Annotated in this window: 11 protein-coding genes and 1 pseudogene; 11 read left to right on the top strand and 1 reads right to left on the bottom strand. The window is 32.9% G+C overall.

What is annotated here, in order from left to right; genetic code table 11:
* Nucleotides 1–21 precede the first annotated feature (21 nt).
* From HALSA_RS00815 to HALSA_RS00840, 6 genes are all read left to right on the top strand, one after another.
* Nucleotides 22–297: an HPr family phosphocarrier protein gene (locus HALSA_RS00815; protein ID WP_013404753.1), complete on the top strand. Its 276-nt coding sequence runs from the start codon at nt 22–24 to the stop codon at nt 295–297.
* Between the two features lie 73 nt (nt 298–370).
* Entirely contained in the window at nt 371–1,093 is a 723-nt protein-coding gene (locus HALSA_RS00820; protein ID WP_013404754.1) for a GntR family transcriptional regulator, read from the top strand.
* A gap of 214 nt (nt 1,094–1,307) precedes the next feature.
* Nucleotides 1,308–2,045, top strand: coding sequence for a GntR family transcriptional regulator (locus HALSA_RS00825; protein ID WP_013404755.1), 738 nt, complete (start codon nt 1,308–1,310; stop codon nt 2,043–2,045).
* Between the two features lie 141 nt (nt 2,046–2,186).
* Complete coding sequence (locus HALSA_RS00830) at nt 2,187–3,695, top strand: sugar ABC transporter ATP-binding protein (RefSeq protein WP_013404756.1); 1,509 nt, start codon at nt 2,187–2,189, stop codon at nt 3,693–3,695.
* The gene (locus tag HALSA_RS00835) at nt 3,682–4,656 is read left to right on the top strand and encodes an ABC transporter permease (RefSeq protein WP_013404757.1); all 975 of its coding nucleotides are present in this window, start codon (nt 3,682–3,684) and stop codon (nt 4,654–4,656) included. The genes HALSA_RS00830 and HALSA_RS00835 overlap by 14 nt, the downstream gene beginning before the upstream one ends.
* 76 nt (nt 4,657–4,732) lie before the next feature.
* Entirely contained in the window at nt 4,733–5,698 is a 966-nt protein-coding gene (locus tag HALSA_RS00840) for a sugar ABC transporter substrate-binding protein (protein ID WP_013404758.1), read from the top strand.
* Nucleotides 5,699–5,919: 221 nt separating this feature from the next.
* On the opposite strand, the pseudogene HALSA_RS00845 reads toward HALSA_RS00840, so the two are convergent.
* Nucleotides 5,920–7,236 (bottom strand): annotated as a pseudogene (locus HALSA_RS00845) (ISNCY family transposase).
* Nucleotides 7,237–7,577: 341 nt separating this feature from the next.
* On the opposite strand from HALSA_RS00845, the gene HALSA_RS00850 reads away from it, so the two are divergent.
* The 5 genes from HALSA_RS00850 to HALSA_RS00870 all read left to right on the top strand — a co-directional run bounded on the left by HALSA_RS00850 (nt 7,578) and on the right by HALSA_RS00870 (nt 12,885).
* Nucleotides 7,578–8,540 carry a thiamine pyrophosphate-dependent dehydrogenase E1 component subunit alpha gene (locus HALSA_RS00850; RefSeq protein ID WP_013404759.1) on the top strand — a complete coding sequence of 321 codons (963 nt, stop codon included), beginning with the start codon at nt 7,578–7,580 and terminating at the stop codon, nt 8,538–8,540.
* A 30-nt stretch (nt 8,541–8,570) separates the two neighbouring features.
* Complete coding sequence (locus HALSA_RS00855; RefSeq protein ID WP_013404760.1) at nt 8,571–9,554, top strand: alpha-ketoacid dehydrogenase subunit beta; 984 nt, start codon at nt 8,571–8,573, stop codon at nt 9,552–9,554.
* Nucleotides 9,555–9,595: 41 nt separating this feature from the next.
* A complete protein-coding gene (locus HALSA_RS00860) occupies nt 9,596–10,885 on the top strand; it encodes a dihydrolipoamide acetyltransferase family protein (RefSeq protein WP_160143034.1) in 1,290 nt (429 codons plus the stop codon).
* Nucleotides 10,886–10,969: 84 nt separating this feature from the next.
* The gene (locus tag HALSA_RS00865; RefSeq protein WP_013404762.1) at nt 10,970–11,950 is read left to right on the top strand and encodes an ABC transporter permease; all 981 of its coding nucleotides are present in this window, start codon (nt 10,970–10,972) and stop codon (nt 11,948–11,950) included.
* Entirely contained in the window at nt 11,947–12,885 is a 939-nt protein-coding gene (locus HALSA_RS00870; RefSeq protein ID WP_013404763.1) for an ABC transporter permease, read from the top strand. Before HALSA_RS00865 ends, HALSA_RS00870 begins: the two co-directional genes overlap by 4 nt.
* Nucleotides 12,886–13,028 lie beyond the last annotated feature (143 nt).

A 13,028-nucleotide genomic window follows, 5' to 3' on the forward strand; every position in this document is an offset into this window, starting at 1 on the left:
TAAAAATAGGAGGTAATAATAATGGCTTTTGAAAAAGATGTAAAAATTAAAAACAAAACAGGTATGCATGCTAAACCAGCAGCAGACTTTGTGAAAAAGGTGAACAAATATTCCTCAAAAATAAGTGTGATTTTTGAAGGGAAAGAGGTTAATGCCAAAGATGTTATGGCAGTAATGGGTTTAGGTGTTGCTAAAGGTAATCAAATTACAATTAAAGCCGAAGGAGATAATGCCAAAACAGCGGTTGAAGAAATAATTGATTTTGTAAAAAATGATATGGTTACAAATGATTACTAAAGATTTAAGAAGGTAAAAAATAGACTTCTATAATTGATTATCCATAAAATATAAAAGAAAGGGGGAGATGTTTATGGATAAAATTAAAAGAAATATATCTAGATATGTGAATAATGAATATAAATTCTCTGAAAAGCTAGGGCAAAAATATAAAAATCTGGGTGATGAAGTATATGAAACAGTAAAAAATAAAATTATAAATCATGAAATTAAACCCGGAGAAAGAATTATTGATAAGAACTTAGCAGAACAGCTAGGTGTGAGCAGAAGTTTAGTTAGACAGGCTTTAACAATACTTGAAAAAGAAGATCTTGTAACTTCGGTTCCAAGAAGTGGATTTTATGTAAAAGAAATAAAAGAAAGAGATGTTGTGGAAATATATGAGATAAGAAAAATATTAGAAAAAGCCGCCACCGAAAAAGCTGTACCAAACATACCAGAAAAAGATATAGCTAAGCTGAATACTATATTTGAAAATGCCAAAAAAGATTTAGACAAAGATAAAGTAGTTGAATTTATAAAAGCTGATAGTGAACTACATAAGGTAATCATTAATAATTGTGGTAATCAAAGATTGATCAAATTAATAAATAGTTATAATACTTATATTGCATTTTATAGAGTGGTTGATTTATCGAGGGTAGAGAGGGCAAAAGAAGCTTATTTTGAACATCTTGAAATTTTCAATGCTGTTAAAGAAAGAGATGTTGAACTAACCGTAGAATTAATGGCTAAACACATTGATAATGCTAAAAATATTATTATTGATAATTTCTATGAATACACGTATAAATAAAATTTGTATTAAGCTATTATAATTAGCTAGAATGAGTATTAAAGATATAATCGCTTCTAGAAGCATTAAATTTTTTATAAATTCTTATAAATTAATTGACAAATTAGAAAAATAAAAATATAATATCTGTATACAAAAAAACTGTTAACAGTTAAAAGAAAACAAGATATTGCTAATGATCTGTTAACTTATAAGAAATTATGAGGTGCTAGATATGGAAGTAAAAAGCGATATAAAAGAAAATCTTTTAAATTTATACACTAAAGAGCAATTAAGTAATGAAAACAATAAATTAGGAATGAAATATCAAAGTTTAAGTGATCAAATATATGAATTGATTAAAAAGAAAATCATATGTCATAAAATAAAGCCTGGAGAACGAATTATTGACCAGGATATTGCAGAAGAGTTTGGTGTGAGCAGAAGCTCGGTAAGACAGGCTTTTAATATACTTGAAAAAGAAGAGCTGCTTACCTTGATTCCAAGGAATGGATTTTATGTTAGGAAAATTAAAAGACAAGATGTAAAAGAGATATATGAAATAAGAAATATATTAGAGACATCAGCAACAAGACTGGCAGTTGAAAGAATTCCAGATAATGAAATAAAAAAAGTTGAGAAAGTTTTTAATGCTGCAGAAAAAGATCTCAAAAATGATAAAGTGAAAAACTGTATTAAAGCAGATGCATTTTTACATGAAATGATTAACAGCAATTGTGGAAATAAGCGCTTAAATAAAATGATTAATAAGTATAATGGTCATTATGTATTCTATAGAATTATTGATTTATCAGGAATAGAAAGAGCTAAAGAGGCATATTATATGCATCTAAAAATTTTTGAAGCAGTAAAAAGTAGAGATGTGGATTTATCAGCCAATTTAATGAACCAGCATATAAGACAAGCAAAAAAAATAATTCTTGAAAATTTCGAAGAATATACAAACTATTGAATAAGGTATTTTATTTTTCTTTAATCATATGTGTTAACTGTTAACACAACAGTTAACACATATGATTAACTGACACTATTATTTTAACAATATTCAGAATATTTTTTATCAGGTATTGTTATCAAAAAGGGGAGCTAAAAATTGGCAACAGTTTTGCAAATGAAAAACATATCTAAATTTTTTCCAGGTGTTAAAGCTTTAGATAATGTTGATTTCTCTCTTGAGTCAGGAGAAATCCATGTTTTGGCAGGAGAAAATGGTGCTGGGAAATCAACTTTAATTAAAATACTTTCTGGTGCCTATACAAAAAGTGAAGGAGAAATTTTTCTGCATGGGGAAAAAGTAGATATAAATAACCCGATTAAAGCCAAAAAATTAGGTATCAATGTAATTTATCAAGAGCTTGAATTAGCATTAAACATGACAGTGATGGAAAATATTTTTCTGGGCAAATTACCTCTTTCAAATAGAGCATTGGGTACAGTTAATTTTAATAAAATATATAAAGAGACTCAAAAAATACTGGATAAGCTAGGTTTAGAGTTTAGCCCTAATGCAATAGTAGGAGATTTGAGGGTTGCTGATCAACAGATGGTTGAAATTGCCAAAGCCTTATTAGGAAACCCAGAAATATTAATTATGGATGAACCAACTTCTTCTTTATGTGATAGTGAGATAGAACGTTTATTTACTGTAATGGAGGATCTAAGAAAATCTGGTAAAAGCATTGTTTTTATTTCACACAGGATGAAAGAGCTCTGGGAGGTTGGAGACAGGATTTCCATTCTGCGCAGTGGCAAAATGATTATTACGGAGTCACTAGCTAAAATTGATGAAAATGGTGTTACTAGTGCTATGGTTGGAAAAGAAATAGAAAATAAATTTCCCAAACAAAAGGTGAGTATGGGAGATGAAGTTTTAAGAGTAGAAGCTTTGAGCAGCAAAAATGGTATTAAAAATATTTCATTTAATGTTAAAGCAGGAGAAATTTTAGGAATATCAGGACTAGTGGGTTCGGGAAGAACCGAAATATTAAGGGCAATTTTTGGTGCTGATAAAACAGAAGAAGGAGAGATATATGTAAAAGGAAAGAAAGTTAATATCAAGAACCCTAATGATGCAGTTAAATATGGAATAGGACTTATACCTGAAGATCGCAAACAACAGGGATTAGTTTTAGATTTAAATGTAAAAGATAATATTACTTTATCAATTTTAAAAAAACTGGCTAATACCGGAGTATTAGATCAGAAAAAGATGAAAGAAGTATCAAAAGAATATATTGAAAAATTGAGCATTAAAACCCCGAATATGAATTTTAAGAGCAAGTTATTAAGTGGGGGTAATCAACAAAAAGTTGTATTAGCAAAATGGTTATGTGCCAAATCGAATGTATTTTTATTTGATGAGCCTACTCGTGGTATAGATGTAGGAGCAAAAGTTGAGGTGTATGAATTGATGATAGAATTAGCTAAAAATGGAGCTGCTATTATTATGGTTTCATCAGAGATGCCAGAGATATTAAATATGAGTGACAGAATATTGGTTATGCATGAAGGCAAAATAACCGGTAAATTCAGGGCAGAGGATGCAAAAGCAGAAAATATCTTAAATTGTGCAATGGGCGGTGAATTAAGTGATAACGAGTAATCAAAGTACAAGTGCAAATAATAATTACAGTAAATTAAAAAGCTTTACCTACAAGTATATATATCTAGTTATAATTCTGGTATTTGTTGTTGCATTAACATTTTTATCACCTCATTTTTTTTCTTATAATAATTTTATAAATATATTTCGCCAGGTGTCAGTAAACTTTATTTTGGGAGTAGCATTAACATATGTTATTATTACAGCGGGAATTGACTTATCGGTTGGTTCAATATTAGCTTTTGCTGGTGTTACAGCAGGCTTATTTTTAAGAACAGGTGGCAATTTTATTTTAGCAATATTAATTGCTTTATTAATCGGATCAATCTGTGGTTTGATCAATGGTATTTTAGTTTCGAAAGCTAAGTTAGCACCATTTATAGCTACTCTTGGTATGATGAGTATTGCAAGGGGATTAGCTTTAGTAGTTACTTCAGGGAATTCAATTACTATAGATAATGTTAATTATACTTTTTTGGGCTCTGGTATTATTTATTCTATTCCAATGCCTGTTATAATTGCAATTATTGTATTGCTTATTAGTTCTTTTGTACTTAAGAAAACATGGTTTGGGCGCTATTTATATGCTATTGGTGGGAGTCATGAAGCCTCTCGACTTTCGGGAATTAAAGTAGATAAACTTATAATGATTACCTATACTATTTCTGGATTTCTGTCAGGATTGGCAGCAGTAGTACTTACTGCAAGACTTTGGTCGGCTCCTCCTATCGCCGGTCAGGGATATGAACTAGATGCAATTGCAGCAGCAGTTATTGGTGGAGCAAGTTTAATGGGAGGAAAAGGGACGATTTTAGGAACCCTTTATGGGGCTATGGTAATAGGAATTATTAGAAATGGACTTAATTTATTGGGTGTATCTTCATTTTTGCAGCAGGTTGTTATAGGTGTAATTATCATTTTGGCAGTTTTCCTGGATAAAATGAGAAATAAAGGTGAATAAAAGTCTAGCTTAAAGGAGGTGGGGATTTAAAAAGGTCGATTTTTTGGAGATTAGTACAATAAATGGGGGTATATAAATGAAAAAAACAAATACTTTAATTATCTTTTTAGGTTTGATGCTTATAATCACAGGCTTTTTAAACATAACTGTTCAAGCACAAGACGATGTAATTGGTGTTGCTGAAGAAGATGCAGAATATAATATTGGTTTTATAGTTAAAACCATGGCTAACCCTTATTTTGCAAGAATGAAAGATGGTGCTGAAGAAGCTGCTCTGGATTTTAATATTAATCTAACCTGGGTATCAGCTCAAGAACACACTGATGCAGAAGGACAGCTAAACTTAGTTGAAGATATGATTCAAAGAGAAATGGATGCGATTGTGATAAATCCAGTTGGACCCGAAGCTATTGTTCCGGCAATAAAACAGGCTAATGAGCGGGGTATACCGGTTGTTATTGTAGATACAACTGCAGCCGGCGGAGATATAGTTACTTTTGTAGGAATGGATAATGTTGATGCTGCAAGTGATATAGCAGAATATGTAGCTCAAGAAATGAATGGTAAGGGTAACATTGCCATACTAGAAGGTGTAAGAGGGCATTCAACAGCCGAAGAAAGATTAGTTGGCTATAATAATGTTATCGATCAGTATCCAGAATTAAATGTAGTTGCTTCACAAGCTGCAAATTATGATAGATCAGAAGGAATGAGAGTAACTGAAAACTTTTTAGTTAGCAACCCAGATTTAGATCTTATTATTAGTTCAAATGATGAAATGGGACTTGGCGCAATAAGAGCTATTATGGCAGCTGGAAGACAAAATCAAGTTAAAGTTGTTGGTTTTGATGCAATTGATGATGCTTTAGTATCTGTCAAAAACGGAGAAATGTTGGCCACTGTAGAAAGTGTTCCAGACATGCAGGCTTATGAATCTGTAAAAGCAGCAGTTGATTATCTTAATGGTAAAGAAGTACCATCAGAAATTATTGTTCCCTGTGTTGTAGTAGACCAAAGCAATGTTGATGAGTTTTTAGACTAAAAATTATACTTCAAATATAAGCGGGATTTTACTTGATTCAATAAATTCTCCTTCTTGATTTTATAAGATAATCTGATCTTATAAAAAAATAAAATCCCGTTTATAAAAGTGTCTAATAATTTGTCAATAACTTTTGAAAATGTCACTTTTTTATACCAATTTTATCTTGAGAAAATGTCACCCCCAAAGGGGAGATATGTTTGGGGTTTAAACCAAACATATCAGGCAATTTGAGTGAGAAATATTTTTTCCAGCATTTTCAGTATATCGTGATCACTGTCTTCAAAAGTTACTTTTGGCCAGGCTTGATGTCCATATTTATAATAATGCCTATCGTCTGGTCTGTATTTGTTATTAGAATTAGTTTTACTCTTTTTAACTTTTGATTTTTTATGTTCAGTCCAATGGATAACATCATAAATTTTTTCACCATATTGTGCTTTCACACCGAATTTAGGACTAAGAAGAACTTTGATTTTCGATTTTGGATAGACTGACATACTATTAGTAACGACCTTGAAGCGCTGATTATAAAAGAAAAAGTTAGTCCATTATCAAGTATTCTTTCTTCCTTAACGCAAAGTATATTATCTATACAAATTTCTTCAGGAAGAGTTCTAAAAGCGCAAATGGTGTCTTCAGGTGCTACAGCAAATTTTTCATTAAATTTGATTAAGTAGTCAGCAAAAAACTCATTAGCCTGCTCGATAGTGGATATACCTGCTATCTTAAATTCAACAGGCAGTCTGCTTTGGAGAGTATCCCATAATCTTTCAATACGGCCTTTAGCTTGCGGTGAGCGTGCAGGGATCATAGTAATTCCAAGTTCTTTCATGGCTCTTCCAAACTGAGTATCTTTAACAGTTTTACCAGCAAGTTGTTCTTCAATTGTAAGTTTGTCTGCCTTAGGTGAACGGAAGATAGTATGTCTATCAGTATAAATACTGACGGGTATACCATAATTTAAGACCACAGATCTTAAAGTTTCAAAATATCCCTGTCGGCACTCGTTTTTAGTCATGTAAAGGCCCATTATTTTACCGGTAGAATCATCTATGGCACCATGAATGTCATATTTCTCTCCAGTACCAAACCAGTCGTGTGGACTGGCATCAATTTGGATTAATTGGCCTTCTTTTGCTTTGCGTTTACGACGGTGATGAACTTTCTTTTTGCGATGCTTTTTGGGACTTTTGACACCATTGCTGCTTAAAATAGTGTGAAGTGCGTTGTAACTAATGGTGATGTTTTCATGTTCTTCTAGTAATTCTTGAAAATGCATGAAGTTAGCACTTTGATACGAGTCTGATTTTTTCAGGGCAACAATTTTACTGACGAAATCCTCAGAAAAAGCATGACTAGGTTTACGACCTTTATTTTATGAACTAAAATGATGGACCTTCTTTTTTCACACCTTTCTTCAAACGAATTATTTGGCGAACACTAAGGTCTAAAGCCTGTGCAGCTTCTGAGTTGGTCATACTTTTATCAATGACCATAGAAATGACATGATACCTATTCAATTGTGTTTGGGACATAAGATAATATTTTTCTCCTCTCATAGTGACATTTTATCAAGATAATTTCACTATGACATTATCACAAGATAATCACAAAAAGTGTCTAATAATTTTGACAAAGGAAGATTATTACGATATAATCAATTTAATATAATATTAATAATTAACTGTTAACAGTTATTAAAGAAGAAAATAATAATAATAAAAATAATTATTTTGGATACTACTAATATTAAAGAAGAGCTGCTATATAAATATTTTTTTATCATTAACTGTTAACAGTTAATGATTAGATTACACAATTAATAACTGTAGTTAGATTTTTATAGTAAATATTTTCTTAATAGGGGGTTATTTTAGTGGAGAAATCAAAAGAAACATTACTTGATATGTATGAAAAGATGTATAAAATAAGATTGTTTGAAGACAATGCCGTAAAATTATTTAATCAAGGTCTTGTAAGAGGTCCAATGCATGTTTATACAGGTGAAGAAGCAGTTGCAGTTGGAGCCTGTAGTAATTTAAATGATGATGATCTTATAACAAGTACACACAGAGGGCATGGGCACTGTATTGCTAAGGGTGGCCGAGTTGATAAAATGGCGGCAGAGTTATTAGCAAAGGGTACCGGATACTGTAAAGGTAAAGGTGGATCAATGCACATAGCTGATCCTGATATAGGTATCTTAGGAGCAAATGGTATTGTTGGTGCTGGTTTACCGATAGCTACCGGATCAGCTTTATCATCTAAGATGAGAGGGACAGATCAGGTTACTATCTGCTTCTTTGGAGATGGAGCTACAAATGAAGGTGCTTTTCATGAAGCATTAAATATGGCAGCTATTTGGGATCTGCCGGTTGTATTTGTTTGTGAAAATAATTTATACGGTTTAACTGGCCCTGCTGATGAGATGGTTTCTGTTAAAGATGTAGCTTCAAGAGCTGCCAGTTATGATATACCAGGTGTAGTTGTTGATGGTAATGATGTATTAGATGTTTATGAAACAGTTGGTGAAGCAATTAAGAGAGCCAAAAATGGTGGAGGTCCATCATTAATTGAGGCCAAAACATATCGGATAAAAGGTCATTTTGTTGGAGATCCACAAGTTTATCGTGATGATGAAGAAGTTGAGAAATGGAAAAAAAGATGTCCAATTAAAAAACATAGGAATTATTTAATTGAAACAGTAGGAGTTGCTTCTGAGGAGCTGGCTGAAATTGAAGCAAAAGTAAAAAAAGAAATAAAAGAAGCGGTTAAATTTGCTAAAGAGAGTCCAGATCCAGAAATTGAAGTTGTATTTGAGGATGTCTTTTCTAAATAAATTAATTTTTGGGGGGAAGGAGTTTAGATTATGAGAACAATAACTGTAAAAGATGCTTTAAAAGAAGCAATAATAGAAGAAATGGACCGTGATGAAAATGTATTCGTTATGGGAGAAGATATTGCAGAGCACGGTGGAATTTATGGAGTGACAGCAGGTTTGTTAGATAAATATGGTAAAGAAAGAATTAGAAATACTCCTATTTCTGAATCTGCTTTAATAGGTAGTGCTTTAGGAGCTGCTATTACAGGTATGAGACCAATTGCAGAATTGATGTATATTGACTTTACCGCTGTAGCAATGGATCAAATTGTGAATCAAGCAGCTAAAATGAGATACATGTTTGGAGGTAAAGTTGACGTACCACTTGTTATTAGAACTCAAGGTGGAGGTGGAAGAGGTAGTGCTGCACAGCACTCTCAGAGTTTAGAAGCATGGTTTATGCATGTTCCAGGACTCAAAGTTGTTATGCCTTCAACACCATATGATGCCAAAGGTTTATTGAAAACAGCTATTAGAGATGATAATCCGGTAATGTTTATAGAACAAAAGATGGCCTATAGTTTCAAAGGAGAAGTTCCAGAAGAAGAATATCTGATTCCTTTTGGGCAAGCTGATATAAAAAGAGAGGGTAGTGATGTTACCTTAGTTGCAAATTCCTATTTATTACCGAAAGCATTAAAAGCAGCAGAAATAATGGAAAAAGAAGAGGGGATAAATGTTGAAGTTATTGACCCATTAACTTTAGTACCTTTTGATGAAGAAACAATAATAAAGTCTGTGTCAAAAACCGGCAGGCTTATCGTTGTTCATGAGGCGGTTAAAAGGGGAGGGTTCGGTGCAGAAATAGCGGCTAAAATTTTTGAAAGCGATGCTTTTTATTATCTGGATGCACCTCTACAGAGAGTAGCTGGATTAGATGTACCAACTCCATATAATGAAAAATTAGAGAATTTTGCGATGCCAGACCTAGAAAACATTAAAGAAGCAATTAAGAAGACTTGTTATTTATAAACTATATTAAAGAGGTGATTTAGTTGGCTTATGAGGTGAAAATGCCTAAATTTGGAGAAACAATGACAGAGGGTACAATCTTTACTTGGTTCGTAGAAGAGGGTGATAGTGTAGAGTCAGGCGATCCTCTTTTTGAAGTAGAAACAGATAAAGCTAGTTTGGAAGTTGAAGCAGAGCAAACAGGGGTATTGGCAAAAATTTTGATTAAAGAAAATGAAACTGCTCCAATAGGAGATGTTGTTGCTTTAATTGCTGAAGAAGGTGAAGATATAGAATCACTCGATTTCGGTGCAGAAAGCAGTAAAGAAGCTGCTGAAGAAGAAAGCACAACAAAAGTAGAAAAAACAGCTGAGAAAATCGAGAAAGTAATCCGGGCAGAGGGCGAAAAAATTAAAGCTTCACCAGCGGCAAAAAGACTTGCAAAAGAGAAAAATATTGAATTAAATAAAGTTCAAGCAGGTGATGGCAGAGAAGCGATTATAGAAGCTGATGTTAGAGATTACATAAATACAAATCTACCTTCAGCAACTCCAACAGCTGAAAAGAAAGCTGCAGCACAAGGGATAGATTTAAGTAAACTCGAAGGAACAGGTGCTGGAGGAAGAATTCAGAGCAGTGATCTTGACAGCTATACTGTAGAGAAAACTGAAACTGATCAGGAGATTCCATTTACCGGGTTGAGAAAGGTCATTTCAAAGAGAATGAGCCAGAGTTTTCAGGAAGTACCACAGGTAACTACAACAGTAAAAGCTGATATGAAAGAAATTAAAGATTTAAGAGAAAAGATTAAAGAATTATCAGAAGAACATATTTCCTATACCGATATTTTGCTATTAATTGCTTCAAGGATGCTTAAGAAATATCCTAAGATAAATTCTCATATCAGTCAGGATAAAATGATAGTTAAAAGCAGTATAAATATTGGCATTGCAGTAGATGTTCCAGGTGGCTTAGTAGTACCAGTAATTAAGAATGTTGGAAGAAAGAGTTTAGAAGAGATTGCAAAAGAAAGAAAAATTTTAGTTAAAAAAGCTAGAGAAGGTAAACTGAACAATGACGATCTAAGTGGTGGAACCTTTACAATCACTAATCTTGGTGGATTTGAAACAGAGATATTTACACCAATTGTAAATCAACCAGAAGCAGCAATTTTGGGAGTAGGGCAGATTTCAGATGAAGTTGTTCCTGTTGATGGAGAAGTTACAATTAGACCTATGCTATGGTTAAGTATGGCTTATGACCATCGTGCAGTTGATGGGGCACCAGCTGCAGAATTTTTACAGAAGATTAAAAATGCTCTGGAAAATCCAGTTAGCTTATTATTATCATAATTATATAAAAATCATATCGGCAAAATATGATTAATTATTTAGATAATAAGTTAAAAGAAGTATTACTACAGAGGGGGACAGGTAATGAGTACTGGCAAATTGGGTAAATTTGACAAAGAGAGGGTACTAGAGATAATTAAGGATCAAGGGATATTAATATTTTTTGCTTTATTATTATTTAGCGTTTCTTTGTTATCAGACCGTTTTTTAACTACGAGAAATATTATCCTGGTTTTGAGGCAGGTTTCAATTACAGGGGTAATGGCCTGTGGAATAACATTTATCTTAATCAGTGGTAATTTTGATTTATCAATTGGTTCACTTTTATCACTTACAACTGTTGTTGTAATTAACTTACATGATACTATTGGTCCGGTTCCAGCAATTATAATCACTTTAGCTGTAGGTGTTATAATAGGTATTATTAATGGAACTCTAGTTGGTTATTTAAAACTAAATTCCATGATTGTTACTCTTGGAATGCTTACAGCTTTACAGGCGGTGACTTTGATTTATACGGGTGGTACTTATTCTGCAATTTCGAGGCCAGATGAAGCCTGGTTTAGATTTTTTGGTAGAGGATATATATTAATGATCCCAACACCGGTTATCATTTTTGGGGGCCTGGTAATATTATTCCATATAATTCTCAATAAAACAGTCTATGGGAAATATTTGTTTGCATTAGGTGGAAGTAGAACTGCAAGTGAGTATACAGGTATAAACGAGAGTTTTATTACATTTATAACATATATAGTTGTTGGTTTAACAACTGCTTTAGCAGGTATTATGATGGGCTCAAGAATGATGGCAGCCCAAAACTATATAGGTGAAGGTTATGAATTTACCGTTCTTACAGCTGTTGTTCTTGGTGGGACCAGTTTATTTGGAGGATCAGGTAGTGTTATAAAAACTTTAATTGGTGTTTTAATATTGGGTTTTCTTAGCAATGCATTTATTATGTTAGGTTTTCCCTATTATGTTCAATGGCTTGTTCAGTGGGGAATTATAATTGGCGCTGTCTGGATGGACGTTGCCTCTAAAAGGGGGAAACTATGGGCATGAAAAAGCAAATAATAGATTTTATAAAAAACCAATCTATCTGGATCATATTAATTTTAAGTGTAAGCTTTTTTGGAGTTATGACAGCTAATTTTTTAACATTAAGAAATTTTCAGAATATATTGTTACAGATTTCAATTAATGGTTTAATGGCGATAGGAATGACATATGTAATTATTAACGGAGAAATTGATCTTTCAATCGCTATGATATATGCCTTATGTGCTGCTCTTGTAATTGGGTTTCAACCACTTGGTATTTTACCCTCAGTCCTTATAGCAATGGCAACGGGAATAATTATCGGAGCTATAAATGGAATTTTTGTGGCAAAAGCAGAAATAAATTCTTTTATTGTTACTCTAGCTGCAATGATTGGGGTAAGAGGATTATTATTCATCTATACAGGTGAAAGGGCAATTCTTGGAACTGATTTACGATTTACCCTTCTTGCTTCATACAGGGTAGGAGGCCTTATCCCACTACCGGCAGTGATATTTATAGTATTCTTAGCAATTGGAGAATATGTGTTGAGAAATACATCTCATGGTAGAAATGCATATGCTATTGGAGGGAATAAGGATGCTGCTGAAAAAGCTGGGATCGCAGTAAAGAAACATATAATAATTAATTTCATGTTATGTGGGGCTATGGCTGCAACAGCCGGTATAATAGCTGCATCTAGAATGAATACTGCTACAACTACTTTAGGGACAATGAATCACCTCTGGGTAATTATTGCTGTGGTTCTTGGTGGTACAAACCTTAAAGGTGGATATGGTAATCTAGTTCGGACTCTCGGAGGTATTTTTGTTGTAGGGATCTTAGATAATGGTTTGAATCTGATGGGTGTTCACACATTTTATAATATGCTTTTTATGGGGATCATCTTAATACTTGTAATTTATCTTGGCAAAAAATTAGAACCAGTTAAAACTTAAATGAACTTAGATTGTTAATTAGTAGCAATTATAAGAATTGGGGGTGGTTCAATAAAATAGTGGGGAGAAAGGTTATTTGGATTTAGCTGCCGGGTATTAATAGCAAAGGGACAATCTTTAAAAATAAGAGGAGGCAAATTAAA

This window comes from Halanaerobium hydrogeniformans (assembly GCF_000166415.1).
GTDB classification, from domain to species: domain Bacteria; phylum Bacillota; class Halanaerobiia; order Halanaerobiales; family Halanaerobiaceae; genus Halanaerobium; species Halanaerobium hydrogeniformans.